General features: G+C 70.2%; 24 protein-coding genes. 16 read left to right on the top strand and 8 right to left on the bottom strand.

The annotated features are described in order from the left end of the window. Positions 1–15: 15 nt before the first annotated feature. Positions 16–1,353: a 6-phospho-beta-glucosidase gene (locus ACIBLC_RS03620; RefSeq protein ID WP_399208966.1), complete on the bottom strand. Its 1,338-nt coding sequence runs from the start codon at positions 1,351–1,353 to the stop codon at positions 16–18. Beyond that, positions 1,350–2,117, bottom strand: coding sequence for a DeoR/GlpR family DNA-binding transcription regulator (locus tag ACIBLC_RS03615; protein WP_399209276.1), 768 nt, complete (start codon positions 2,115–2,117; stop codon positions 1,350–1,352). Before ACIBLC_RS03615 ends, ACIBLC_RS03620 begins: the two co-directional genes overlap by 4 nt. Positions 2,118–2,243: 126 nt before the next feature. On the opposite strand from ACIBLC_RS03615, the gene ACIBLC_RS03610 reads away from it, so the two are divergent. From ACIBLC_RS03610 to ACIBLC_RS03580, 7 genes are all read left to right on the top strand, one after another. Continuing rightward, positions 2,244–3,251, top strand: a complete 1,008-nt coding sequence (locus ACIBLC_RS03610; protein ID WP_399208965.1) for a carbohydrate kinase family protein — start codon at positions 2,244–2,246, stop codon at positions 3,249–3,251. A gap of 102 nt (positions 3,252–3,353) precedes the next feature. Then, positions 3,354–4,640 carry an ABC transporter substrate-binding protein gene (locus tag ACIBLC_RS03605; RefSeq protein ID WP_399208964.1) on the top strand — a complete coding sequence of 429 codons (1,287 nt, stop codon included), beginning with the start codon at positions 3,354–3,356 and terminating at the stop codon, positions 4,638–4,640. Continuing rightward, positions 4,640–5,602 (top strand): carbohydrate ABC transporter permease, encoded by a 963-nt coding sequence (locus tag ACIBLC_RS03600; protein WP_399208963.1) that lies wholly within the window; start codon positions 4,640–4,642, stop codon positions 5,600–5,602. Before ACIBLC_RS03605 ends, ACIBLC_RS03600 begins: the two co-directional genes overlap by 1 nt. Before the next feature lie 13 nt (positions 5,603–5,615). Beyond that, positions 5,616–6,506 (top strand): carbohydrate ABC transporter permease, encoded by an 891-nt coding sequence (locus ACIBLC_RS03595; protein ID WP_399208962.1) that lies wholly within the window; start codon positions 5,616–5,618, stop codon positions 6,504–6,506. Then, positions 6,503–9,421, top strand: a complete 2,919-nt coding sequence (locus tag ACIBLC_RS03590; RefSeq protein ID WP_399208961.1) for a glycoside hydrolase family 2 TIM barrel-domain containing protein — start codon at positions 6,503–6,505, stop codon at positions 9,419–9,421. Before ACIBLC_RS03595 ends, ACIBLC_RS03590 begins: the two co-directional genes overlap by 4 nt. Positions 9,422–9,458: 37 nt before the next feature. After that, a complete protein-coding gene (locus tag ACIBLC_RS03585; RefSeq protein ID WP_399208960.1) occupies positions 9,459–11,306 on the top strand; it encodes a LamG-like jellyroll fold domain-containing protein in 1,848 nt (615 codons plus the stop codon). A gap of 20 nt (positions 11,307–11,326) precedes the next feature. Beyond that, positions 11,327–12,994 (top strand): PHP domain-containing protein, encoded by a 1,668-nt coding sequence (locus ACIBLC_RS03580; protein ID WP_399208959.1) that lies wholly within the window; start codon positions 11,327–11,329, stop codon positions 12,992–12,994. 5 nt (positions 12,995–12,999) lie between these two features. Here ACIBLC_RS03580 and ACIBLC_RS03575 read toward each other — a convergent pair whose 3' ends face one another. Genes ACIBLC_RS03575 through ACIBLC_RS03560 form a run of 4 tightly spaced genes read right to left on the bottom strand, consistent with a single transcriptional unit; the run spans position 13,000 to position 16,808 of the window. Further along, positions 13,000–13,455, bottom strand: coding sequence for a MaoC family dehydratase (locus ACIBLC_RS03575; RefSeq protein ID WP_399208958.1), 456 nt, complete (start codon positions 13,453–13,455; stop codon positions 13,000–13,002). Then, a complete protein-coding gene (locus tag ACIBLC_RS03570; RefSeq protein ID WP_399208957.1) occupies positions 13,452–14,975 on the bottom strand; it encodes a long-chain fatty acid--CoA ligase in 1,524 nt (507 codons plus the stop codon). The genes ACIBLC_RS03575 and ACIBLC_RS03570 overlap by 4 nt, the downstream gene beginning before the upstream one ends. 40 nt (positions 14,976–15,015) lie before the next feature. Beyond that, positions 15,016–15,891, bottom strand: coding sequence for an amidohydrolase family protein (locus ACIBLC_RS03565; protein WP_399208956.1), 876 nt, complete (start codon positions 15,889–15,891; stop codon positions 15,016–15,018). Next, on the bottom strand, positions 15,891–16,808 hold the full coding sequence (locus ACIBLC_RS03560; RefSeq protein ID WP_399208954.1) for an SDR family NAD(P)-dependent oxidoreductase: 918 nt from the start codon (positions 16,806–16,808) through the stop codon (positions 15,891–15,893). The genes ACIBLC_RS03565 and ACIBLC_RS03560 overlap by 1 nt, the downstream gene beginning before the upstream one ends. Before the next feature lie 241 nt (positions 16,809–17,049). Here ACIBLC_RS03560 and ACIBLC_RS03555 point away from each other — a divergent pair, with 241 nt between their 5' ends. Both ACIBLC_RS03555 and ACIBLC_RS03550 read left to right on the top strand, forming a co-directional pair. Next, a complete protein-coding gene (locus ACIBLC_RS03555; protein WP_399209275.1) occupies positions 17,050–17,475 on the top strand; it encodes a MarR family winged helix-turn-helix transcriptional regulator in 426 nt (141 codons plus the stop codon). Between the two features lie 11 nt (positions 17,476–17,486). Beyond that, entirely contained in the window at positions 17,487–18,239 is a 753-nt protein-coding gene (locus ACIBLC_RS03550; protein WP_399208953.1) for an IclR family transcriptional regulator, read from the top strand. A gap of 60 nt (positions 18,240–18,299) precedes the next feature. Here ACIBLC_RS03550 and ACIBLC_RS03545 read toward each other — a convergent pair whose 3' ends face one another. Further along, a complete protein-coding gene (locus ACIBLC_RS03545; RefSeq protein ID WP_399208952.1) occupies positions 18,300–19,010 on the bottom strand; it encodes a hypothetical protein in 711 nt (236 codons plus the stop codon). 208 nt (positions 19,011–19,218) lie between these two features. On the opposite strand from ACIBLC_RS03545, the gene ACIBLC_RS03540 reads away from it, so the two are divergent. Continuing rightward, positions 19,219–20,502, top strand: a complete 1,284-nt coding sequence (locus ACIBLC_RS03540) for an Ig-like domain-containing protein (protein ID WP_399208951.1) — start codon at positions 19,219–19,221, stop codon at positions 20,500–20,502. 128 nt (positions 20,503–20,630) lie between these two features. Continuing rightward, positions 20,631–21,062, top strand: a complete 432-nt coding sequence (locus ACIBLC_RS03535; RefSeq protein ID WP_399208950.1) for a hypothetical protein — start codon at positions 20,631–20,633, stop codon at positions 21,060–21,062. 35 nt (positions 21,063–21,097) lie between these two features. Here the strand turns inward: ACIBLC_RS03535 and ACIBLC_RS03530 are convergent, their stop codons facing one another. Continuing rightward, the gene (locus ACIBLC_RS03530; RefSeq protein ID WP_399209274.1) at positions 21,098–21,526 is read right to left on the bottom strand and encodes an ATP-binding protein; all 429 of its coding nucleotides are present in this window, start codon (positions 21,524–21,526) and stop codon (positions 21,098–21,100) included. 230 nt (positions 21,527–21,756) lie between these two features. Between ACIBLC_RS03530 and ACIBLC_RS03525 the strand changes: the two genes are divergently transcribed. From ACIBLC_RS03525 to ACIBLC_RS03505, 5 genes are all read left to right on the top strand, one after another. After that, entirely contained in the window at positions 21,757–22,122 is a 366-nt protein-coding gene (locus ACIBLC_RS03525) for an STAS domain-containing protein (protein WP_399208949.1), read from the top strand. Positions 22,123–22,247: 125 nt separating this feature from the next. Then, positions 22,248–23,099, top strand: a complete 852-nt coding sequence (locus tag ACIBLC_RS03520) for an STAS domain-containing protein (RefSeq protein ID WP_399208948.1) — start codon at positions 22,248–22,250, stop codon at positions 23,097–23,099. Next, entirely contained in the window at positions 23,096–23,467 is a 372-nt protein-coding gene (locus ACIBLC_RS03515) for an STAS domain-containing protein (RefSeq protein ID WP_399208947.1), read from the top strand. The genes ACIBLC_RS03520 and ACIBLC_RS03515 overlap by 4 nt, the downstream gene beginning before the upstream one ends. Further along, positions 23,464–23,886: an ATP-binding protein gene (locus tag ACIBLC_RS03510; protein WP_399208946.1), complete on the top strand. Its 423-nt coding sequence runs from the start codon at positions 23,464–23,466 to the stop codon at positions 23,884–23,886. Before ACIBLC_RS03515 ends, ACIBLC_RS03510 begins: the two co-directional genes overlap by 4 nt. Then, entirely contained in the window at positions 23,883–24,941 is a 1,059-nt protein-coding gene (locus ACIBLC_RS03505) for an ATP-binding SpoIIE family protein phosphatase (protein WP_399208945.1), read from the top strand. Before ACIBLC_RS03510 ends, ACIBLC_RS03505 begins: the two co-directional genes overlap by 4 nt. The last annotated feature ends 28 nt before the right edge of the window (positions 24,942–24,969 follow it).

Raw genomic sequence — 24,969 nt, 5'->3', positions numbered from 1 at the left:
GAAGATGGAAAGCGCTTACTTAAGGTACGCCAAGCCTGGGTGGACCGAGGTGTAGCCGTCCACAAGACGGCGTGCCACGTTCACCGAGTCCACGAGCGGGTGCAGGGCGAATGCCTTCACCGCGGTCGTCCGCGAGCCCGACTCGGCGGTCGCCAGGACCTCCCGTTCCACCGCCTTCACCGCGCACACGAGCCCGGTGGCGTGGTCCGGCAGCGGGTCGACGGCGACGGGGTGCGCGCCGTTGGCGTCGACGTGGCAGGGCACCTCGATGACAGCCTCGGCGTCGAGCACCGAAAGGGTGCCGCGGTTGCGGACGTTGAGGATCAGGGTGGTGCGCTCGTCGCGGGCGATGGCCCGCATCAGGGCGAGCGCGACCTTCTCGTAGCCGCCGGAGAGGTCGTCCGCGTCGCGTTCGCCCGCGCCCGCCGCGTCCCGGTTCTCCGCCATGTACGTGGCCTCGCGCTCGGCGCGGGTACGGTCCCAGGCGGTCAGCGCGGCGGCGTCCGGGCGCGTCATCTCGTCGTAGAACGCGGCCTGCTGGTCGCGCAGGAAGGCGCCGCGGGTCTTCTCCGTCTGCTGGTAGGCGCGGACGGTCTCGCGGTTGAAGTAGTAGTAGTGCAGGTACTCGTTCGGGATCGCGCCCAGGGACTGGAGCCACTCCGGGCCGAAGAGCTTGCCCTCCTCGAAGGAGCCGAGCAGCTCCTGGTCGGCGAGCAGCCGCGGGAGTTCGTCGCGGCCGGCGACGCGCAGGCCGCGTACCCAGCCGAGGTGGTTGAGGCCGACGTAGTCGATCCAGGCCTCGCGCGGGTTCGCGCCCAGCACCTGGGCGATACGGCGGCCGAGGCCGACCGGCGAGTCGCAGATGCCGATCACGCGGTCGCCGAGGTGGCGGGACATGGCCTCGGTGACAAGACCGGCCGGGTTGGTGAAGTTGATGACCCAGGCGTCGGGGGCGAGGCGGGCCACCCGGCGCGCGATGTCGACGGCGACGGGCACCGTGCGCAGGCCGTAGGCGATACCGCCGGCGCCGACCGTCTCCTGCCCGAGCACGCCCTCGTCGAGGGCCACCCGCTCGTCGGCCGCCCGTCCTTCGAGTCCGCCGACGCGGATCGCGGAGAACACGAAGTCGGCGCCGCGCAGGGCCTCGTCGAGGTCCGTGGTGGCGGTGACCTCGGGGGCGTCCGGGTCGCCCGCGGCCTGCTCGGCCAGCACCCGGGTCACGGCGGAGAGCCGCCCCGCGTCCAGGTCGTGCAGCACGACCTGGGTGACGCGGCCCTCGGCCCGGTCCCCGAGGAGCGCTCCGTACACGAGCGGCACCCGGAATCCGCCGCCCCCCAGAATCGTCAGCCTCACGCTTCCTCCGCCTTTCCTGTCACGAGCACTTGCACGCCCGCCTCCTCCAGGGAGGACCGGGTCACCGCGTCCACCGGCGAGTTCGTCACCACCACGTCCAGGTCCTCGGGACCGCAGACCTTCGCCATCCCGGTCCCCGGGAACTTCGCCCGGTCGGCGAGCAGGACGACCCGCTCCCCCGCCTTGATCATGGCGCGCTTGACCGGCACCTCGACCACGGTGGTGTCCATCACCTGCCCGCCCGGCCGGACACCACTGGTGCCCAGGAAGACCCAGTCGGCGTGCAGCTGGCGCAGGTTGTCCTCGGTGAGGAAGCCGACCAGGGAGCGGTACTCGCGGCGGACCATGCCGCCGAGCAGCACCAGCTCGATGCCCTCGTCGTCCACCAGCTCCTCGAACACCACCAGATTGCTGGTGATCACGGTGATCCGGCGGCCGTGCAGCTGCCTGGCCAGCCGGAACGCGGTGGTGCCGATGTCGAGGAGGACGGACTGGCCGTCCTGGACCATCGACGCTGCCTTCGCCGCTATGGCGTCCTTCTCGGCCACCCGGACCTCGGCGACCTCGGCGAAGGGCTGGTCGCCCTCGTCGACGACCGCGCCGCCGTGCACCCGCGTCAGGAGGCCTTCCTCCTCCAGTCGCACCAGGTCACGGCGGACAGTGGCGGGACTCACGTCCAGTTGTCGGGAGAGATCGGTCACGGACGCGGGTCCCCCTGAACGCAGGGCCCGCAGGATGAGTTGATGTCGTCGCTCTGCCAGCACGCTGTGAACAGTACTCGTCATTCCCAATCATTTCCATGCTCAGTTCTGCTCAACTCTTGCCAAATCCGCGAGAGGCGCGCACGATCCTGTGCACCGCTTGCAGACTTTTGACGAGAGGACACGCTCGTGGGTGACGAACGGCCCGACGTGCTGCTCACCGGGCTGCTCTTCTACGACCTGGTCCTCACCGGGCTGGGCAAGCCGCCGACCCCCGGCGAGGAGATCTGGACCGAGGGCATGGGCGTGAGCCCCGGCGGCATCGCCAACCTGGCCGTGGCGGCCTCCCGCTTCGGCCTGCGCACCTCCCTGGCGACGGTCTTCGGCGACGACCACTACGGCTCGTACTGCCGTGAGGTCCTCGCCGGTCAGGAGGGCGTGGACCTCACGCTCTCCCGCACCGCGGACGGCTGGCACACCCCGGTCACCGTCTCGCTCGCGCACGGCGACGACCGGGCGCTGGTCACCCACGGCCAGGAGCCGCCGTACTCGCAGGACGAGCTGATGGGCGACCCGCCCGAGGCTCGCACCGCCCTCGTGCACCTCGAGGCCGAACCGCGCGCCTGGCTCGGCAAGGCGGCCGCGAACGGCACCCGGATCTACGCGGACGTCGGCTGGGACCCCACCCAGCAGTGGTCCAAGGACCTCCTCGACCAACTCTCCCTGTGCCACGCCTTCCTCCCCAACGAGGCGGAGGCGATGGCGTACACCCGTACCGACAGCGCGGTCGCGGCGCTCGGCACGCTCACCGAAGTGGTGCCGGTCGCCGTGATCACCCGCGGCGGCGACGGCGCGGTCGCGGTGGACCAGACGACGGGCGAGTACGCCGAGGTGCCCGCCCTGGACGTCGATGTCCTTGACGCGACGGGGGCCGGCGACGTCTTCGGCGCGAGCTTCGTCGCGGCCTCGCTCGGCGGCTGGCCGCTGGAGGAGCGGCTGCGGTTCGCGGTACTCGCCGCCGGGCTCTCCGTGCAGCGGCACGGCGGCGCGCTGGCGGCCCCCGGCTGGTACGGCGTGCACCGTTGGTGGCACTCCCTCGAAGATCCCGAACTGCGGCGCGCGTACGGATTCCTGGCCGAGCGGATACCGGCCGACCCCGGTCCGCCCGTCCGGTACGCACCCGTCACCCCCCACTGAACCCGTCCGGCACGCCGGGTCCCCCCATGAACCTCCTGATCGGCGCCCCTCGTAGGCGAAGAACTTCACAGCACTTCTAAGAACCGAAAGGCGGTGGGAGCTGTGCGGCTCTCACGAAGAGGCCTGCTGCGCGCGGGCCTGGCCGGTACGGCCGCCACCGCGCTCGGCGGCCTGGCGACCGGCTGTGCCGTCCCGACCGGCTCGACCGGCCGGAACATGGTCCTGTGGTACTGGAGCGGCGGCCTGAGCCCCAAGGTCGTCGACGACGCCAAGGCCCGCTACGACAGCGCGGTGAACCTCCAGGCCATCCAGATCGGCGGCTACTACCGCTCGAAGCTGATGACCACGATGACCGGGCGGGCCCACATCCCCGACATCGCCGGTCTCAAGGGCGAGGACATGGCCTCGTACCTGCCGAACTCCGACCAGTTCATCGACCTGCGCACGCTCGGTGCCGACAAGCTGAAGGCCCAGTACCTGGACTGGAAGTGGAACGAGGGCATCGCCGAGGACGGCTCGATGGTGGGCTTCCCGATCGACTGCGGTCCGGTCGCGCACTACTACCAGCCCGCCGTCTTCGAGAAGGCCGGACTGCCCCATGAGCCCGAGGACGTCTCCAGAGAACTGGCCACCTGGGACCAGTTCATGGACGCCGGCGAGCGGCTGCGGAAGCGGGTCCCCGGCGCGTTCATCCTCACCGACGCCCTCAGCATCTACGGCATCTCGGTCAACCAGTCCACCAAGCGGTTCGTCGACAGGGACCGGCACTTCATCGGCGACCAGGAACATGTGCGCACGGCCTGGGACCGTGCCGTGGAGGCCACCCGCCGCGGTCTGGTCTCGAAGATCGTCAACGGCACGCCGGACAACATCTCCGCCACCGAGCGGGGCCTGCTGCCCAGCCAGCTCAACGCCTCCTGGGCGGCCGGCGACATCAAGCTCAACGTCCCGAAGACCAAGGGCAAGTGGCGGGTGGCGAGCTGTCCGGGCGGTCCTTCCAACATCGGCGGCTCGTTCCTGGCGATCACCAAGGCGTGCCGGGAGCCCGAGCGGGCCTTCGAGATGATCACCTGGATGCTCGACGCGGGCAATCAGGCCCAGGGATTCGTCGACTCCGTTCTCTTCCCGTCGACCCCGGCCTCGTACGCCATGAGGAAGCTGCGCGAGCCGGACGAGTTCTTCGGCGACCAGATCACCATGGACGTCTTCGGACCGGCGGCGGAGAAGATCCCGGTCGCCTACAACAGTCCCTACGACGTGGCGCTCAAGACCCCGATCGACGACGAACTGCGGAACTTCTCCGTCCTCGGCAAGAACGCGGAGCAGGCCTGGAAGGACGCCATGAGCAAGTGCCGACGCATCGCGGACCACCTGGGGGTGAGTTACTGATGGCCACCGCACCCGTGATCCAGACGCCCCCGGCGGTCGTGCCCCCCGCCCCGCCCGTGCACCGCGCGAAGGGCATCCTGAGCTACTGGCGGCTCTACGCCGCGATCTCCCCCTTCTATCTGCTCTTCCTCGCCTTCGGGCTGATCCCGGTCGGCTTCTCGCTCTACCTGTCGTTCCACCGCTGGGACGGACTCGGCTCGATGGAGTTCGCCGGCCTGTCGCAGTACCGCTATCTGGTCTCCGACAGCCAGTTCTGGAGCTCGATCGGGAACACGCTCATCATCTGGGCGCTGGCCACCTTCCCGATGATCTTCCTGTCGATGGTCACGGCCGTGATGCTCAACTCGGCGGTCCGCTTCAAGAACGTGTACCGCTTCGCCTTCTTCCTGCCGAACGTCACCTCGATCGTGGCGGTCGCGATCATCTTCGGCTCGGTCTTCTCCACCAACTTCGGCCTGGTCAACGCGCTTCTGCAGGCGGTCGGTCTCGACCAGGTGGCGTGGCTGAACACACCCTGGGGCATCAAGGTCGCCATCGCGACGCTGATGACCTGGCAGTGGACCGGCTACAACGCGATCATCTTCCTCGCCGGTCTCCAGACGATTCCGGGCGAGCTGTACGAGGCGGCGCGGATGGACGGCGCGGGGCCCGTGCAGACCTTCTTCCGGGTCACGCTGCCGCTGCTGCGGCCGACGCTGCTCTTCGTGCTGATCATCTCGACGGTCACCGGTCTGCAGACCTTCTCCGAGCCACAGGTGCTGCTCCAGACCACGGACAACAACTCCTCGTTCGCGGGCGGTCCGGGCCACTCGGGCCAGACCATGGTCCTCTACTTCTTCCAGCAGACCTTCGACAACAACGACTTCGGATACGGCGCCGCCGTCGCCTGGGGGATCTTCCTCGTCGTCATCATCTTCTCGATCGTCAACTGGCGCCTGGTCCAGCGCCGGGGCGAGGACTAGGGAGGCCGCGACCATGCCATCCATCAAGGGTTCGGGGCGCACGACGTCCAGCTGGGGTCCGGGGCGCACATCGTCCATCAAGGGATCACAACGCCGGGGCATCGCCCTCCATCTGGTCCTGATCGTCGGTCTGGTGCTCTCGGTCTTCCCTTTCTACTGGGCCGTGATCATGTCGACGCACCAGTCGACCGAGATCTTCTCCTACCCGCCGAAGCTGCTGCCCGGCTCGCACCTGTTCGAGAACGTCCGCCATCTCTTCGACAACGTCGACTTCTTCGGGTCGATGTTCAACTCGCTGCTCGTCGCCACCTCGGTGACGTTCCTGGTCCTGTTCTTCGACTCGCTGGCGGCGTTCGTCTTCGCCAAGTTCCACTTCCCGGGCCGCCGGACACTGTTCGCCGTGATGATGGCGATCTTCATGGTGCCGGCACAGCTCCAGGCCATCCCGCAGTTCGTGATCATGGCGAAGCTCGGCTGGATCGGCACGATGACCGCGCTGATCGTGCCGGCGGCGGCCAACGCGTTCGGCATCTTCTGGATGCGCCAGTACATGAAGAGCGCGATCCACGACGAGCTGATCGACGCCTCCAAGCTCGACGGCGCCGGATTCCTGCGCCAGTACTGGCACGTGGCACTCCCCGTGGTCCGCCCCGGCCTCGCCTTCCTCGGCATCTTCACCTTCATGGGCCAGTGGAACGACTACGCCTGGCCGCTGATCGCCCTCACCAACCCGGACAACGTGACCCTCCAAGTCGCGCTGTCCCAGCTCAACGGCGTGCACGGCACTACCGACTACGGGATGGTCATGACCGGCGCGCTGCTCGCCCTCGTACCGCTGCTGATCGTCTTCGCGATCGGCGCCAAGCAGATCATCGGCGACCTGGGCAAGGGGGCCATCCGTTGACGAGCGATCCACTGATCGCCCTGCGCCCCTGGGAGGCACCCGAGGTGACCTCCTGGGGGCGTCTGCCGATGAACGCCGTGGACCGGCGCTCCCCGGCGCTCTCCCTCGACGGCGAGTGGCGGTTCCAGCTCCTGCCCGGCCCGCTCGCGGAGCCCGGCCCCCAGTGGTCCTCCGCGCAGGTTCCCGGTGCCTGGACCCTCCAGGGCACCGACGACCTGCCCTGGTACACCAACGCCCAGATGCCGTGGGGCGAGTTCCCGCCCGCGTCTCCCGAGGCGAACCCGACGGGCGTGTACGAGCGTGAGGTCGACGTTCCGGCCGGGTGGGCGGGCCGGCGGATCGTGCTCCAGGTGGGCGCCGCCGAGAGCGTGCTGCTGGTGCACGTGGACGGGCAGCCCGTCGGCGTCTCCAAGGACTCGCACCTGGCGGCCGACTTCGACCTCTCCGCCGTGCTGCGCCCCGGCGCGGTGCACACCGTGCGGCTCACCGTCGTGAAGTGGTCGGACGCTTCGCACATCGAGGACCAGGACCAGTGGTGGCACGGAGGCATCACCCGCCCGGTGCTGCTGTACGCCACCGATCCGCTGTATCTGGCCGACGTGACCGTGCGGACCCGGCTCGACGGCGAGCTGCGGGTGGACTGCAAGGTGCGGCACGCCTCGGGCCCGCTCCCCGAGGGCTGGTGCGTCACCGGAGAACTGGACACCCACCTCCTCGTCCAGGACACGGAGCTCGACCGCTTCAACGAGGAGGACGGCAGGGTCTCCGACTTCCTCGGCGAGGCGCGGCTGAGCACGGTCGTCGACGACGTCCGCGCCTGGACGGCGGAGACACCCGAGCTGTACGGCCTCACCGTCCGGCTGCACCGCCCCGACGGCACGGTCGCCGACAGCTCGTTCCACCGGGTGGGCTTCCGCGAGGTCGAGATCCGCGGCCGGGACCTGCTCCTCAACGGCGAGCGGATCTACATCCGGGGCGTCAACCGGCACGACTTCCATCCGCTGACGGGACGGACGGTGAGTCACGCGGACATGCGCGCGGACCTGGAACTGCTGAAACGCTTCGGCTTCAACGCGATCCGCGCCGCCCACTATCCGAACGACCCCTCGCTCCTCGACCTCGCGGACGAACTGGGCTTCTACGTCGTCGACGAGGCGGACATCGAGGCGCACGACCACGCCCACGAGATCGCCGACGACCCCCGCTATCTGGGCGCCTTCGTGGACCGCGTCTCGCGGATGGTGCTCCGCGACAAGAACCACCCCTGCGTGATCATCTGGTCGCTGGGCAACGAGTCCGACTACGGCGCCAACCACGACGCGGCGGCGGGCTGGCTCCGCCGCCACGACCCGACCCGGCCCCTCCAGTACGAGGGCGCGGCCAAGCTCGACTGGGCCGACCCGGCGCTCGCCTCCGACATCGCCTGCCCCATGTACGCGCCCGTCGAGGACTGTGTCGCCCACGCCCTCTCCGGCGATCAGACCAAGCCGCTCATCCAGTGCGAGTACTCGCACGCCATGGGAAACAGCAACGGCACGCTCGCCGACCACTGGGCCGCCATCGAGTCAACCCCGGGTCTTCAGGGCGGTTTCATCTGGGAGTTCTGGGACCACGGCATTCTCCAACGTGTGAACGACGGCAGACCTGCCGGGCGCGCGGGCACCGGACAGTACGAGAACGGTGTCGCGGCCCCCGGCTACCGCTGGGCCTACGGCGGTGACTTCGGCGAGGTGATCCATGACGGCGTCTTCATCGCCGACGGGGTCGTCTTCCCCGACCGCACGCCCAAGCCGGTGATGTACGAGCACCGGGAGATCGCGGCGCCGGTGCGGCTGACCCGCGACCGGGGCGGGCTCCGGATCTCCAACCACCAGCACTTCCAGGATCTGCGGTGGCTGGCGGCCGAGTGGTCGCTCGCCCTCGCGGACGGCGGCACCCGCACCGCGCCGGCCGAACTGCCCGATCTGGGACCGGGCGAATCGGCCTCGGTGCCGCTTCCCTTCGCCCTGCCCGAGAACGGCGGGGAGGCCTGGCTCACGCTGCGGGTGACGACGGCCGAGGACCAGTCGTGGGGACCGCGCGGTACGGAGGTGTGTGTGCCGCAGGTGCGGCTGCGGGCCCCGGATCCGGTCGACCCGGTGCGCGTCCCCGGCGAGGTCGAGGTCGACGACGACGGCCTCCTGGTCCACCCCCTCCTCACCTCCGCCCCCGTGCTGTCGCTCTGGCGCGCCCCGACCGACAACGACGAGCTGGGCGGCATGGCGGCGCGCTGGCACGACTGGGGGCTCGACACGCTCGTACGGAAGGCCGTCGCCGTACGCCGCGAGGACGGCCGGGTCACCGTGCTCGCCGAGTACGCGACCGGCGCGGGCCCGGTGCGCCACGAGCAGGTGTTCACCCGCGTCGAGGGCGGTGTCCGCGTCGAGGAGACGGCCGTACTGCCGGACGGGCTCGACGACGTGGCACGGGTCGGCTCCGTCCTGGAGACCGTCGCCGGGCTCGATGTCCTGGAGTGGTTCGGCCAGGGCCCCTGGGAGTCCTACCCGGACCGGAGTTCGGGCGTGCCCGTGGGACACCACACCCTTCCCGTGGCCGAGCTGTTCACTCCCTACCTGCGCCCGCAGGAGAGCGGCGGGCGGCACGGCGTACGGCGCTTCACCCTGTCGGCGCCGGACGCCACGGGCCTGAGCGTGGACCTCGCGGAGCCCTGCCAGGTCTCCGTGACCCGCTACCGGGCCGAGGATCTGGCGGCCGCCGCGCACCACGACGAGCTGGTGCCGCGGCCCGGCTGTGTCGTGCACCTCGACGCCGCGCACCGCGGCCTGGGCACCGCCTCGTGCGGGCCCGACACCTCGCCCTCCTACCTCATCGCGGCCGGTACCCACCACTGGTCCTGGACGCTGCGGGTGCTCTGACGGCACACGCACCTCACCCCTCTTCTATGGAGCAGACGTGTGTACTTCCCATGGCCGGACGGAGGCCGAGCAGGCCGGCGCCGGCAGGCGTAACTTCCTGCGGGCCACGGCGCTGATCGGCGCGGCGACAGCCGTCTCGCTGCCCGCGGTCGCCACCGCGCAGGCCGCCGTCCCCGCCTCGGCGGGATCGGCGTGGCGGCCCGACCCGGAGAGCCGCCGTTTCACGCTCGCCGTGATGCCCGACACGCAGTACCTCTTCGACGGGGCGAGCATCAATCCAGCCCCCATCGAGGCGTCGCTCCGTTACCTCCTGGAGCACGGCAAGGACGACAACATCGTCTTCCTCTCCCACCTGGGCGACATCACGGAGAACGGCGCGAAGGCCGAATTCGCCGCGGCGGGCAAGGCGTTCGAGCTGCTCGACCGGCGGGGCGTCGGCTACAGCGTCCTCGCGGGCAACCACGACATCAGGTCGTCCACGGACGACCAGCGCGGCGCGACCCCCTACCTGGACGCCTTCGGGCCGGAGCGCTTCGCGGACAAGCGCACCTTCGGCGGCGCCTCCCCGGACGGCTACAACACCTTCCACCTCTTCAGGGCGGCCGGCCGGGAGTGGCTCGTCCTCGCCCTGGACTGGCGGCTGTCGGCGAAGGGCTACGCCTGGGCCAGTGACGTCATCGCCCGGCACCCCGAGGCGCCCGTCATCCTCACCACGCACGAACTCGTCTACGGCGACGACGCCCTCTCCTCGTACGGCCAGCAGCTCTGGGACAAGCTGATCCGTGACCACGACCAGATCTTCCTGACCCTCAACGGCCACTACTGGCCCGCCGCCCGCGCCACCCGCGAGAACGCGTCGGGGAACGACGTCCACCTTCACCTGACGAACTATCAGAACCGTTACTACGGCGGCGCGGCGATGATCCGCCTCTACCACTTCGACCTCGACCGGGACACCATCGACTTCGAGACGGTCTCGCCGTGGATCCTGGGCCGGGCGGCCAAGGGACTCAACGAGCTCGAGCGCCAGGAGATGGAACTCAGCGGCGACGCCGACCGGTTCTCCGTCGACATCGACTTCGAGCGGCGCTTCGCGGGCTTCGCGCCGGTACCGGCCCGCCCGGCGCGCCCCGCCTCGAAGATGCTGGTCCGGGGCACGGTCGCGTACTGGCGCTTCGACGGACACCAGGACGGTACGGCGGTCGAGGGAACCGTGCGCGACCTGTCCGGGCAGGGCAACGACCTCATCGTGGTCAAGGTCGGCGACGGCACCCTCACCTGGTCGAAGGACCACCACCCCGACCAGCCGGGACACGGCAGCCTCGAATTCCAGGGCGGCAAGCCCCCGTTGAAGGGCGCCTACCTCCGCACGGTCGACGGTGCTCCCCTCAACTCGGCCACTTTCAAGCGCGGTTACACCATCGAGGCCTTCTACCGGGTGCCCGCCGACTGGAGCGGCTCCCGCAACGCGTGGGCCGGACTGGTCAGCCGCACCGGCACGGGCGGCGGCGCCGGCAAGACCGAGGGCGACCCGGACGAGCCGCTGGCCACCCTCTCGCTGACCGACGGACCCGGCCCCCAGTGGGCGGTGCGCCCCCTCAACCAGCAGGGCATCGCGACCAACTGGGGCGACGAGACGGCCCGCGAGCAGTGGTGGCACGTCGCCGTGGTCAACGACGGATCCCACACGACGATGTACGTCCAGGGCTGCCCGGTCGCCCGCAACCCCACCGCGGTCGCCGTCGGACTCACCTCCCTCGGGCTGCCCTGGCTGCTCGGCGGCTACGAGTACGCGGGCAAGATCGACCAGATCCTCTACGGCCGGCTCGGGGACGTACGGATCGCCGAACGCGCCCTGCCCGTCACGTCGTTCATGAACCACTGACCCGAGGAACCCCCCAGACCATGACCGACCAGCAGCTGCCCGCCTGGGCCGATCCGTCCGTCTCCCCGTCCCGCCTCGACGCGCAGGGTGTCTCCAGACGCCAACTGCTGCGCCGGGCAGGCCTGTTCAGCGCCGCCTTCGCCGCCGGTTCCCTGGCGACCCCGGCGGTGGCGCACGGCCAGGACCTCGGCGGCAACGACCCACGTCTCGCCTACCTCGTCGGCGACCACCACGTCCACACGGTCTACAGCCACGACGCGAAGTACACGTTCTCCCAACTCGCCTCCGCGGGTGCCGAGTACGGCCTGGACTGGATGGTGTTCACCGAGCACTCCAACTTCGGGCACGCCCAGTACGGCGCCCCGCTGGAGCGGCGGGAGATCCTCCAGGCGCGCGCCGAGAACCCGCGTCAGCTGATCTTCCAGGGCCTTGAGTGGTACATCCCCGCCGCCGAGCACGGCACGGTCTTCGCCGCCCCGGGCCGCCACGAGGTCGACCTGCTCACCCGGTTCGAGCTGGCCTACGACGGCAAGCTGCTCGGGTACACCGACGGCGCCGCCGACAACGCGAACACGGCACGCAATCAGGCGCACGCCGTCAAGGCGATCAAGTGGCTGGCCGAGCAGCGGCGCACCGGATACGTCGACGACGTACTGGTCCTCGCCAACCACCCGCTGCGCCTGGGCATCGACTCGCCCCGGGAGATGCGCGACTGGCGGGACGCGGCGCCCGAGATCATGATCGGCATGGAGGGCGCCCCCGGCGCCCAGGGCGCGGCCATCCCCGGCTGGCGCGGCACGAACTCGATCCGCGGCGAGTACGAGAACAAGCCGTCCGCCCAGTCCTGGTCCGGCTACCCGGCGGACGCCTACCTCACCTACGGCGGCTTCGACTGGGCGACCGCGACGGTGGGCGGCCTTTGGGACGCCATGCTGTCCGAGGGCAGGCTGTTCTCGGTCACCACCAACTCGGACGCCCACCGGATCGTGTTCGACACCTGGAAGAACGGCGACTGGCCGGCCGGGCAGAACTTCGACAACACCGGCAAGCTGCCGGACCCGGTGAACACCGACACCCCGCAGGCCGGCAGCGACTTCTGGCCCGGCCAGTTCAGCCGCACCCACGTGGGCGTCACCCGCTACGGCTACCGCGCGGTGATGTCGGGCCTGCGGGCCGGCCGGGTCTGGCTCGACCACGGACACCTGATCGACGGGCTCGACGTCCGGCTCAAGCGCGACCGCGACCAGGGGCGCGGCGTGACCATGGGCGGCCGGCTGCGCGTCCGCGAGGGCGACAGGCTGACCCTGTCGATCACGGTGACCAGCGCCTCGCGCCCCAACCCGCGGGGAATCCTGCCCGAGTTGGCGCACGTCGACGTGATCCGCGGTGCGGTACGCGGTCCGGCCGCCGCCCGCGACGACTGGCGGGCGCCCGACACCAGGGTCGTCCGCACGGTGGACGTCAGCGGCCGGAAGGGGACGTACACGCTGCGCGTCCCGCTGGTCGCGGGCGACGAGTCCTTCTACGTCCGGCTGCGCGGCAGCGACGGCAACCGGGGCGGCGCGGGATATCTGGGCGCCGGCGTCGACCCGCACGGCCCGATCACCCACGCGCCCGGGGACGGTGACCCGTGGGCCGACACCTGGTTCTACGCGAACCCGGTCTTCGTCGATGTGACGGGCCGCTGAGTGCGTCAGACGTAGAACCTGGAGAGGCTCTGGAGGACGGCGGCGGGCTTCCCGCCGCCGTCGGTCTCGATCGTGCCGTCGACGGTGATCTGGACTCCGCCCGGCACGTCCTCGACCGAGGCGAGCCTCGCGACCAGCCTGATCCGCGATCCCGCCTTCACCGGCGAGGGGAAACGCACCTTGTTCAGGCCGTAGTTGACCTTCGTCGTCACGCCCTCGACGTCCAGCAGCTCCGTGAAGAGCGGGATGAAGAGGGCGAGGGTGAGGTAGCCGTGGGCGATCGGGGCGCCGAAGGGGCCTGCCGCCGCCCTCGCCGGGTCGACGTGGATCCACTGGTGGTCACCGGTCGCGTCGGCGAAGGTGTTGATCCGCTCCTGGGTGATCTCGATCCACTCGCTGGTGCCGAGGTCGCCGCCCGCGAGCTTCCTTAGTTCGTCGAGGCCGTTCACGGTGATGCTCATGTGCCGTTCCCTGTCTGTGAGTTGGTGCCGTAGCGCTGGCGCACACGGGACTTGAGGAGCTTTCCGGAGGCGGTGCGCGGGAGTTCGTCCACGACGACCACCGACTTGGGGATCTTGTACTTGGCGAGCCGCCCGGCGAGCGCGGCCAGCACGTCGTCCGGGTCCAGCTCGACGCCTTCCCCGGCGACGACGACCGCGCGCGGCACCTCGCCCCACTTGTCGTCCGCGACGCCGATGACCGCGCACTCGACGATGTCGGGGTGGGCCAGCAACTGGTCCTCGATCTCGGCGGGGTATATGTTCTCGCCACCCGAGATGATCATGTCCTTGATGCGGTCCACGATGAAGACGTAGCCGTCCTCGTCGATCCGGGCGGCGTCCCCGCTGCGGAACCAGCCGTCGGCGAACACGGCGGCCGTCTCGTCCGGCAACCCCCAGTAGCCGGGCATGACATGGGGTCCGCGGACGACCACCTCACCCGTTTCCCCGATGCCGGCCGGCGTGAAGTCGGGCCGCACGACCCGCACATCGCTGAAGAAGTGCGGCACCCCCGCCGAACCCGCCTTGCTCGCCGCGTGTTCCGCGTCCAGGAAGAGCGTGCCGGGCGCGGCCTCGGTCATGCCGTAGCCCTGGAGGAAAGTGAGCCCGCGCTCCTGGTAGGCGGCGATGAGCGGGGTGGGCACCGGGGACCCGCCGCAGGTGAGGATCCGCAGTGACGACAGGTCGGCGTCGGCCCAGCGCGGATGGCGGGCCACCTGGTCGAACATCGTCGGCACGCCGAACATGAAGGTGATCCGGTGCCGTTCGATCAGGTCGAAGGTGGCCGCGGGGTCGAAGCTCTCGGCCAGCACGCAGGTGCCGCCCTTGAGCAGCACCGGCAGGGCGAGCATGTTCAGCCCGGCGGTGTGGAACAACGGGGCGGACACCAGGGCGCGTTCGTCGGCGACCAGGTCGGTGTCCACGAGGACGTTGACGGCGTTCCAGATCAGATTGCCGTGCGTGAGCATCGCGCCCTTGGGGCGGCCTGTCGTGCCCGAGGTGTACATGATGACGCAGGTGTCGTCGGCGGTGACGGGCTGGTCGACCGGTTCGGCGGCGGCCCGGTCGATCAACTCCTCGTAGCGCGGGCCGATTTCGACGTAGGTCCGGACGTCGGCGTCGCCGGGCAGGCCGGCGACGAGTCCGGCCAGTGCCGGGGCGTACACCAGGGCCTTGGCTCCCGAGTCGCCCAGCTGGTAGGCGATCTCGGGTCCGGCGAGGCGGGGGTTGAGCGGCACGAAGACCGCGCCGAGCGTGCCGGCCGCGAAGAGGGTTTCCAGGTACGACGGGTGGTTGGGGCCCAGATAGCCGATCCGGTCGCCGCGGCGGAGGCCGAGGGCGCGCAGGGCCTGGGCGAGGCGGGTGGTGCGTTCGTACAGTCGCGCGTAGGTGACTTCGGTGGCCCCGTGGATCAGGGCGGTGCGTTCGGGCGTCTTGCGGGCCCGGCGTGCGGGCCACGACCCCAGTCCCTCGTTGCGCATCGTCGCGCCCCCTTGCGAGTTACGGATACGACCGGCGGAGCTACGGTTTCGTCAGCCCGAGCAGCCGGGCGGCGTTCTCCTTGAGGATCTTCGGCCGGACCTCGTCCTTGATCGGCAGCTTCGCGAAGTCGGCGAGCCAGCGGTCGGGGGTGAGGACGGGATAGTCGGAGCCGAAGAGGACCTTGTCCTTCAGCAGGGTGTTGGCGTACTGCACGAGTTGCGGCGGGAAGTACTTCGGCGACCAGCCGGACAGGTCGATGTGCACGCCCGGCTTGTGCGTGGCGACGGCGAGGGCCTCGTCCTGCCAGGGGAAGGACGGGTGCGCCAGGATGATCTTCAGATGCGGGAAGTCCGCGGCGACGTCGTCCACGTGCAGGGGGTTGGAGTACTTGAGGCGGATGCCGCCCCCGCCGGGCACCCCGGCGCCGATGCCCGTCTGCCCCGTGTGGAAGAGGGCGATGGTGCCCGTCTCCTCGATCACCTCGTACAGCTCGTACGCCACCGACCTGTCGTTGGGGAAGAAGCCCTGGACGCTGGGGTGGAACTTGAAGCCCTTCACCCCGTACTCCTCGACCAGCCGACGGGCCCGCTTGACCCCCGCCCTGCCGCGGAAGGGGTCGATGGAGGCGAACGGGATCAGCACGTCCGCGTTGGCGGCGGCGGCCTCGGCGACCTCCTCGTTCGGGACGGGTGCGGTGCCGGTGGCGGACTCGGCGTCGACGGTGAAGATCACGGCGGCCATCCGCCGCTCGCGGTAGTAGGCGGCCGTCTCCTCCAGGGTCGGCTTCCGCTTGCCCTCGACCTTGAAGTAGGCGGCGGAGGCGTCGTTCAGGCCGTCGTCCAGGGAGGAGTGCCCCTTGGAGGACACCTCCGCATGGGTGTGGACGTCGATCGCGACGAGTTCGTCCGGGTTCATCACGCCTCCGGAAGCTTCGGCGCGGGGATGCCGACGGTCTGCGGTTCGGCGCCCACGGAGGTGGGCCAGGCGTCGGCGAGGGTGTCCGGGGTCCAGCCGCCGTCCGCGTACGCCGCCCTGATCTCCCGCGGGTGCGACCAGAGCGCCACCTTGTCACCGCCGATTCCGATGGCCTGCCCGGTGACACCCCGGGCGGCGTCGGAGGCGAGGAAGGGGACGAGGGCCGCGCAGTCCTCGGGGGTGCCGAAGCCCTCGCCCTTACGGAGGAAGTCGGGGAGCGGCTCACCCTCGCGCATGGCCTCGACGTAGGGGGCGAAGGCGGGGATGGTCTCGGTCATCGCGGTCGCGGCGACCGGGACGATCACGTTGACGGTGATGCCCGCGCGGCCCAGCTCCATCGACCAGGTACGGGCCATGGCGGCGATGCCGGCCTTCGCGGCGGCGTAGTTGGTCTGACCGAAGTTGCCGCGCTGGCCGGCCGGCGAACCGACCAGGATCAGGGTGCCGCCCTCGCCCTGCTCGCGCAGGCGCACCGCGGCGGCGCGGGCGCAGGTGAAGGTGCCCTTCAGATGGGTGGTGATCACCGCGTCGAAGTCCTCGTCGGTCATCTTCCACAGGACCTTGTCGCGCAGGATGCCGGCGTTGGTGACCAGGATGTCGAGCCGTCCGAACTCGTCGACCGCACGGGCGACGAGCCGGTCCGCGGCCTCGGCCGTGCCGACCGCGACGACCTCGGCCACGGCCCTGCCGCCCGCTTCGTTGATGGACTTAACGGCCTGCTCGGCCACGGCCTCGTCGATGTCGTTGACGACCACCTTGGCGCCGACCGCCGCGAGTGCGTGGGCGTAGGCCAGGCCGAGGCCGCGGCCGCTGCCGGTGACGACGGCCACCTTGCCGGTGAGATCGATGCTGGGCACGGGGAGGTCCCTTCGCGTGGTGGCGCGGCTACGAGTCGCCTCGCCGCGGCTTCGACATCGAAGCTAAGAGCAATAATTGTTGACGTCAATAGTTGTTGCCGTCCCTTCCTTAGGTCATGCTGTGTTCCGTACGTATGAACCGCCCCACCCCGGGGCCCGGCCCAGGGAGCCCGTCATCGCAGGTCAGCAGCGCGTCACCAGCCCCGCTCCGCCTGATGCCATCGACGCCCGGGAGCCGTGGATGCGCGGGCTGCACGCGGACACCGGGTACCTGCTGTACCGGCTGGGCCTGCGTTCGGGGCAGCTCTTCAACACCTTCCTGCAGGAGTCCGGGCTGCGCCTGCGGCACTACGCGCTGCTGCGTTTCCTGGCCACCTCCGACGGCGCGCTGCAACGCGAGCTGAGCTCACACCTCGGCTACGACCCGAGCGCGATCGTGGGGCTCGTCGACGACCTGGAGAAGCTCGGTTTCGCCGAGCGGCGCCCCTCCCCCGACGACCGCCGCAGCCGGACCGTCGTACTCACCGGGGACGGCCGGACCTTCCTGCGTGACACCGACGAGGCGGGCCTGCGCGTGACGAACGACCTGCTCAAGCCCCTGGCCCCCGCCGAGCGGGAGACCCTGCACGCGCTGCTGCGACGCGTCGCCGAAACCGAACTCGACTGACGGCGCGGGCCATGACCGCGCTGTCCGCGCCCGACCGCCTCCTCGCGGTGCTCGCCGCGTTCGACCACGAGCACCCCGCGCTGTCCCTGACGGACATCAGCCGCCGCGCCGGGCTCACCCTCACCACGGCGCACCGGCTCGTGGGCGCGCTCACCGAGTGGGGCGCCCTGGAGCGGGACGAGGACGGTGTCTACCACGTGGGCCTGCGCCTCTGGGAGGTCGCGGCGCTCGCACCGCGCGGGCTCGCGCTGCGGCAGATCGCGCTGCCCTACCTGGAGGACCTGTACGAAGCCACGCACGAGAACGTGCAGTTGGCGGTCCGCGACGGCTTCGAGGTCGTCTACATCGAGTGGATATCCGGGCGCTCCGCGGTCGGCGTACGCATCCAGGTCGGCGCCCGCTGGCCGCTGCACGCCACCGGCGTGGGGCTCGCGTTGCTCGCGCATGGCGACCCCGCGTTCCAGGAGGCCTACTGCGAGCGCCCGTTGGCCGCCTTCACCCCGTACACCGTCACCGATCCGGCTCGGCTGCGCCGGGAGCTGGCCGAAGTGCGGCGCGTGGGCGTGGCGGTGAGCAGTCGTCAGATCACCGAGGACGCGCTGTCGGTGGCCGCTCCGGTGCGCGGCGTGGGCGGGCCCGTTGTCGCCGCCGTGTCGGTCGTGGTCCCTCAAGTCGATTCTCGGGTACCGGTGTTGATACCCGCGGTGCGGGTCGCTGCGCGCGGGATCTCCCGGGCGCTGGGGTGGCGTCCGGAGCCGCGCTGAGGATCCGCCGGGAGCCGGGAGCCGTCCTCACGAGACTCCGTACCGGGTGCCGGGCCGTCCTCACGAGACTCCGTAACAGCCCTCCGGCTCCACCTTCTCGGCGGTGGCGCTCTTCTTTCCGGCGTGGAACTCGTAGCAGTCCCTTCCCATCGAGTCCGTACCGCCCGAGAGCCACGCCACGGCGGTCAGCCGGCCGTTCTCGGCCTCCGCACCCTCCAGGTCGATCCCCGGGGTCTCCCATACGGCCGCGCTCCGGGCGGACTCGGCACCGCCGCTCATCACCGCCGTGCGCAGTTCGGCCACGACGTCCTCGGCGACGGCGACGGCGTCCCGGCCGGGTGCGGACGAGCGCGCCGAACACACCCGTTGGGACACCTCGCGCACGGAGACGGACGGCTCCGTGCCCGCCGGAACCACCTCGAAGCGGTAGCAGCCGTCCGCCTGCGCCGAACCGAAGAACCCGCCACCCACGAAACCCACGAACCGCGCCGTGACGGTCACCCGTCGGCCGTCCCGCCGGATCTCGCTGTCGGGCTTGTTCACGCTCCGGACCGCTCGCAGGATCTCCGTGTCGAGCAGTACGCCGTCCCCCGCCGCCCGCGCCAGTTCGGCGCTCGTCCCGTCCACCGCGGTCGCCAGTTGGTCCTGTGCGTCGTTCTCGGCCCGCGAGTCCGTGATCCGGACCGACACCATCACGCCGATGACCAGGACCAGTGCGAGCATCAGCACCGCCAGACAGCCGTTCGTCAGACATCCCCCGCGTCTCGCCATGCCCGCAGGCTGCCCGCCCCCCGGCCCCGCGACGGAGCTCGTGTCCGACACGTGATCGAACAGGGCCCCGGACGAGACAGCGCCCGCGCGCGGGACGCTCTCGGAGCGCCCTCACAGGAATCTCAGGTGGGACCCCCTGGATTCAAAGAATCAACAAATGGAAGAGGCGCAGGATGCACCCGCAGTGGTGATCTAAGAAAGGCGTACCGTGGGCGACCCTCAGATATCGAACCGGTCCGAGCAGCAGCCGAACCGGTCCGGGCGGCAGGCATCGAACCGGTCCGCACGTCCCGCGTGGTCCCGGCGCGGGATCCTCGCCGTGCTCGGTGCCGTTCCGGCGACCGTCCTGACGGGTTGCGGCGACTCGGCGGACGCCTCGGAGGCGACGACCGCGACACCCGCCGCGAGCACCGGGGCGCAGACGAAGGCCAAGGCGCCGTCGATCACGGTGACTCCCGCCGACGGCACGAAGAAGGCAGGCTTCACCAGCCCGGTCGAGGTCGCGGTGGCCGACGGCACACTGTCGGCCGTGAAGGTCACCGGCAACGACGGCTCCACCCTGGCCGGGGCGTACAACGACACCCGTACGACATGGACGTCGAGCGACAACCCGTTCTCCGGCACCAAATACACGGTCACGGCCCAGGCGGAAGGGGCCGACGCGGAGACGGCGACCTTCACCACCAAGTCCCCCGGCGAGACCTTCGTGGGATATTTCACTCCCGAGGCGAATTCGACCTCCGGTGTCGGCATGCCCGTGTCGGTCAACTTCACGAAGGCCGTCTCGGACCGGGCCGCCGTCGAGAAGGCGATCACGGTGACGGCGGAGCCCGCCGTCGAGGTGGTCGGCCACTGGTTCAGCGACACCAGGCTCGACTTCCGGCCCGAGGAGTACTGGGCGGCGGGTACGAAGATCACGCTGAGTCTGCGCCTGAAGGACATCGAGGGCGCGGACGGCGTCTACGGCACCCAGTCCAAGGACGTCACCTTCGGCATCGACCGCGCCCAGATCAGCACGGTCGACCTGGCGGCCAGGACGATGACGGTCGTCCGGGACGGCTCGACCCTCGCCACCTATCCGGTGACCGGCGGTGACGCGGACCACACCACGTGGTCGGGGATCATGGTGATCAGCGAGCGGTTCAAGGAGACCCGGATGGAGTCCTCGACCGTCGGCCTCGGCGACGAGTACGACATCTCCGACGTGCCGCACGCCCAGCGCCTGACCACCTCCGGCACCTTCATCCACGGCAACTACTGGGCGTCGACATCGGTCTTCGGCGGCAGCAACACCAGTCACGGGTGCGTGAGCATGCACGACACCAAGGGCGCGGACGACACCTCCGTGGACGGCTACAAGTTCTACGAGAGCTCGATGCTCGGTGACGTGGTGATCGTCAAGAACTCCGACGAGGTCACCGTGGACCCGGCCAACGGGCTCAACGGCTGGAACCTGTCCTGGGCGGACTGGACGGCGGGCAGTGCTCTCTAGCCTCGCGCTGCCACCGGGTCCGAGGCCCCGGTGGAAGGGATCCGGTCATACGGACATGCACGTGATCGCAGGGGGCAGGAGAGGATCACCACAGACGCACCGGCGCAGTATCGAAAGGACCCCCGGGCATGAGTACAGAGCAGGATCCGCTTCACCAGCCGGCCGCACCCGTCGTCACCGAGCCGGTGCCGGACCTCCAGCTCCAGATGCTGGTTCGGCTGGTCGGTGAGGACCCCCAGGCGGCTCTGCCGCTCACCCTGGTCGTCGGGGGCGCGTTTCTCTCCGGGCACCTGATCTCCCACGAGGCGTGGACGGCCGAATGGGCGCGCAGCCTGCACGGCGTCGACGATCCCGGGGCCGAGCTGCTGGCACGGTTTCCCGAGCAGGTGGATGAGGTCGTCGCCGCCAAGCAGGATCACCCGGTGCCGCGGCGGCTGCCGCAGTGGATCCATCTGCGTGACGCCACCGGCTTCGCCGGAACGGGCGGGAACGTCCTCATGCCCCTGTGGCGCGGCCGGCTCACGGACGTGTCCGGCTGGTCGCTGGGCAAGTCCGACTGACGGACCCCGTCATCGACGACCCGGTGTGGCGGATGTCATGCGGGGCCGCGTGGGGAGTCGGTCCCACCGACGCTGTCGACCGACTCGTCGGCCAGCGCGAGGCAGGCGGTGACGCGTTTGCCGGCCGGTTCGATCTGGACATGGAACTTCTCGGCGACGGCCATGACGATCTCCAGACCGTGCTGGCCGACTCTGTGCGGGTCGACGGTGCGGGCGACCGGCAGCTCGCGGACGCTGTCCTGCACGGTTATCTCGACCATGGCGTCCACTATGCGCAGTTCCATCAGCATGGGACCGAGGGCGTATTTACGGGCGTTGGTGACCAGTTCGCTGACCACCAACTGAGTGAGGTCCATCGCGCGGGCGGAGACGGCCACACCCCGGTCCGTCCGGGCGTGGGTGAGGAAGTCGGTCGCCAAGTGACGTGCTTCGGCGATACAGCCGTCGCCGCCGTTCAGAGGCATGGCGGCGGCTATGGGACGTGCGTCCGGCGGCCCCTCGCCGTCGCTTCCGACTGACTCCACCGTTTGTCCACCTACGTTCCCGTTGTCCGTTCGCAACTACCCCGCGCGGCCGGTCGCATGCGGTACTTACTCGAATTGGTCGTCCCTTCGAGCATGGCCGCCCCTACCATCGGGGCAGACTTGCGACGCACACTCCGGTCCGAGCCGCACCGGCAAGCCCAGTCGAGGACATGGTGACAGACGCACATCCCGCACACCCCAGCGATCTCTCGGTCAGCCTCTCCACCGTCGAGGGCGTCCGGGTCGTCACCCTGTGCGGCGAACTGGATCACACCGCGCGTGACCGCGTCGGAGCGGCACTCAGCCCGCCGCCGGGCACCGCGTCGCCTCGGACCGTGGCAGATCTCACAGACGTGACCTTCATGGACTCCAGCGGGATCAACATGCTGATCTCCGCCTACCGGGCGGCCGAGGACGCCCGGGGCTGGCTGCGGGTGGCCGGGGCGCGGGCTTCCGTGCTGCGAGTGATCGAGCTCGTCGGCATCGACTCGTTCATACCCTGCCTTCCCACCCTGCGCGAGGCGCTGGAGAGCTGACCTCATAGCGCGGCCGGACCACCGAATCCTTCACTCCCACCGTCACGCCAAGCCTGTCCGAGCCTTGGCGTACGCTTCGCGGGCCAACCCTGATGCGACGATATGAACACTGAAGGAGCACCTCAATGGTGAAGCGAGACAACGCTGGGGACCTGGTGGGACTCCTGACCGTCAAGGACCAGGACCTGGCCGCGTCGTGGATCACCGAGGTGTCGGGTTCACTGGGCGGCCGAATCAGCAGGGCCGAGGTCGAACGCGAGCTGCGTGAGTTGTACGAGGCGTTGGTCGACGCTCTGCGGCAGGGCGCCTCCGATGTCCACGCGGAGTCGATGTCGGAGGTCCGCGCCCTGCTGACGGAGCTCTCGCGGAACAGGGCCCGGCAGAACTTCTCGCCCAGTGAGACCGCCATCAGCGTCTTCGCGCTGAAGCGAGTCCTCGAACCCTCTCTGGAGGGCGGCTCCGCCGAAGCTGTCCGCGCCTATCTGCAACTGGCCCGCCTCCTGGACGGTCTGGGGCTCTTCACCATCGAGACGTACACACAGACGCGGGACGAGCTCATCACGGCGCAGGCGGAGCAGCTTCTCGAGCTGTCCACGCCGGTGGTCCGGCTGTGGGACGGAGTCATCGCCGTACCGCTGGTCGGCACGCTGGACTCGGCGCGGACGCAGGTGGTGATGGAGAAGCTCCTCCAGGCCCTCGTGGACACCGGCTCGGAGCAGGCGATCATCGACATCACGGGCGTGCCCGCGGTGGACACTCAGGTCGCCCAGCACCTGCTCAAGACCATCGTCGCCGCCCGGCTGATGGGCGCCGAGTGCACCGTGTCCGGCATCAGCCCGCAGATCGCGCAGACCATCGTCGCGCTGGGCATCGAGTTCGACGACATCGTGACGAAGGCCAGCCTGGCCGACGCGCTGAAGCTGGCCCTGCGCAGGTCCGGCGTGGACCTGGTCGCACACCAGGGCGTCCAGCGATGAGTGACCGCGTTCCGATCCTTCGGCTCGGCGACACCCTGATCGTCTCCGTGCAGTTCGACCTCGAAGACCAGACGGTGCTGAACCTTCAGGAGGACCTGGCCGAGCAGATCGTCGCCAAGTCGGCCCGGGGTGTGATCATCGACATCAGCGCCCTGGAGATCGTCGACTCGTTCGTGGGGCGCATGCTGGCCACGGTGGCGGCCATTTCCCGCGTACTCGACGCCCGGACGGTGGTCGTCGGCATGCGTCCGGCGGTGGCCATCACCCTGGTGGAGCTGGGCCTTTCACTCGGCGGCGTCAGCACTGCCCTGGACCTGGAGAAGGGACTGGCGAAGCTGAGCCGGTCCAGCAGTTCGGCCTTGCGGTGACAGGGCTCTGGACCGCCGGCGAAGAGCCCCAGGTCTTTCCCGTCACACGCAGCGGCGACCTCGTGCACATCCGCCAGGCCATCCGCGCGCTGTCCCAGGCGTGCGGGCTGTCCCTGGTCGACCAGACGAAGATCATCACCGCGGCGAGCGAACTCGCCCGTAACACCCTCATCTACGGCGGCGGCGGCACCGTACGCGCCGGGCTGGTCCGCGTCGACCACAAGCGCGGGGTGGGCGCCGTCTTCGAGGACTCCGGCCCCGGTATCCCCGATGTCGAGCAGGCGATGACCGACGGCTGGACGTCGGGCAGCGGGCTGGGGCTGGGCCTCAGCGGTTCCCGCCGCCTCGTCGACGACTTCCGGCTGCACACCGCGCCGGGAGATGGCACCACCGTGACGATCATCAAGTGGGCTCGATGAACACCGAAACCTTCCTGGACAGCGAGGACGTGGCGTGGTTCCGGGACGGTCCGTCGCTGGCGACGGCCGCCCGGGGCGCGGCAGCCGCGCTGGCCCGGCGCCTGGGGCTCAACCCCCACCGATCGGCCGAGGTCGCCCTCGCCGTCACCGAGGCCGCCACGAACGTGCAGCGGCACGCCGACGACGGCGCCCTGCTGCTGCGCGCGGTGCGCTCCGGGGACGACGCCGGGGTGGAGTTCCTCACCGTCGACTCCGGGCCCGGGATGCCGGACGTCTCCGCCGTCCTGGCCGACGGGGTGTCCAGCGCGGGCACCCTGGGCATCGGTCTCGGCGCGGTCTCGCGCCTCGCGGACCATTTCGACCTGCATTCCGTTCCGGGCCGCGGAACGGTCATGTCGGCGCGGTTCTGGCCGCGCACCGCAGACGGCAGAGCAGTGGTCGGCCCCTCGGGCGCGTCCCTCGCCTCCGGTGTGACCAGGCCCATCAGTGGCGAGACCGTGTGCGGGGACGCGTGGGCCGTGCGGGGCGCCGTCGGCGACGACGCCGGGAGCCGTCCCCCCGTCCTGGTGATGCTGTGTGACGGCCTGGGCCACGGGCCGCTCGCGGCCCGTGCGAGCCAGGCGGCGGTCAAGGCGTTCCACGCCACGCGCGACCTCAGCCCGGAGGGCGTCCTCAACGCCGTTCACCTCGCGTTGCGGGGCACCCGCGGCGGGGCGGTCGCCGTGGCCCGGGTCGAACCCGCCGCCGGACGGCTGCTGTACTGCGGGATCGGCAACATCAGCGGATTCCTCGTGGGCGACGACGGGCGGAAGACCCTGCTGTCGGCGCCGGGAATCGTCGGTGCGCACATGCGGCGACTGCGGACCTTCGAGGAACCGCTTCCCGAGCACGGCGCGCTGGTGATGCATTCGGACGGACTGACCGAACGCTGGGACACCCGCACGCTGCCGGGTCTGCTGAGCCACTCACCGCTCGTCATGGCCGGCCAGTTGCTCCGCGAAGCAGCCGTACGCCGGGACGACGCCAGTGTGGTCGTACTCAAGGGGGCCTGGTGATCGGCGAAAGGCAGGGGAAGCGTGGCGA

It is taken from the genome of Streptomyces sp. NPDC050535, assembly GCF_044457665.1.
Lineage (GTDB): Bacteria > Actinomycetota > Actinomycetes > Streptomycetales > Streptomycetaceae > Streptomyces.
The sequence above is the reverse complement of the archived record's forward strand: the minus strand, read 5'-3'. Positions and strand labels throughout refer to the sequence as shown.

Coding starts and splice junctions, on each gene's coding strand:
- ACIBLC_RS03520 (WP_399208948.1), top strand. CDS start 22,248: ATGGTGAAGCGAGACAACGCTGGGGACCTGGTGGGACTCCTGACCGTC.
- ACIBLC_RS03555 (WP_399209275.1), top strand. CDS start 17,050: ATGCGCGGGCTGCACGCGGACACCGGGTACCTGCTGTACCGGCTGGGC.
- ACIBLC_RS03535 (WP_399208950.1), top strand. CDS start 20,631: ATGAGTACAGAGCAGGATCCGCTTCACCAGCCGGCCGCACCCGTCGTC.
- ACIBLC_RS03565 (WP_399208956.1), bottom strand. CDS start 15,891: ATGAACCCGGACGAACTCGTCGCGATCGACGTCCACACCCATGCGGAG.
- ACIBLC_RS03545 (WP_399208952.1), bottom strand. CDS start 19,010: ATGGCGAGACGCGGGGGATGTCTGACGAACGGCTGTCTGGCGGTGCTG.
- ACIBLC_RS03575 (WP_399208958.1), bottom strand. CDS start 13,455: ATGAGCATCACCGTGAACGGCCTCGACGAACTAAGGAAGCTCGCGGGC.
- ACIBLC_RS03550 (WP_399208953.1), top strand. CDS start 17,487: ATGACCGCGCTGTCCGCGCCCGACCGCCTCCTCGCGGTGCTCGCCGCG.
- ACIBLC_RS03530 (WP_399209274.1), bottom strand. CDS start 21,526: ATGCCTCTGAACGGCGGCGACGGCTGTATCGCCGAAGCACGTCACTTG.
- ACIBLC_RS03595 (WP_399208962.1), top strand. CDS start 5,616: ATGCCATCCATCAAGGGTTCGGGGCGCACGACGTCCAGCTGGGGTCCG.
- ACIBLC_RS03570 (WP_399208957.1), bottom strand. CDS start 14,975: ATGCGCAACGAGGGACTGGGGTCGTGGCCCGCACGCCGGGCCCGCAAG.
- ACIBLC_RS03525 (WP_399208949.1), top strand. CDS start 21,757: ATGGTGACAGACGCACATCCCGCACACCCCAGCGATCTCTCGGTCAGC.
- ACIBLC_RS03600 (WP_399208963.1), top strand. CDS start 4,640: ATGGCCACCGCACCCGTGATCCAGACGCCCCCGGCGGTCGTGCCCCCC.
- ACIBLC_RS03505 (WP_399208945.1), top strand. CDS start 23,883: ATGAACACCGAAACCTTCCTGGACAGCGAGGACGTGGCGTGGTTCCGG.
- ACIBLC_RS03580 (WP_399208959.1), top strand. CDS start 11,327: ATGACCGACCAGCAGCTGCCCGCCTGGGCCGATCCGTCCGTCTCCCCG.
- ACIBLC_RS03515 (WP_399208947.1), top strand. CDS start 23,096: ATGAGTGACCGCGTTCCGATCCTTCGGCTCGGCGACACCCTGATCGTC.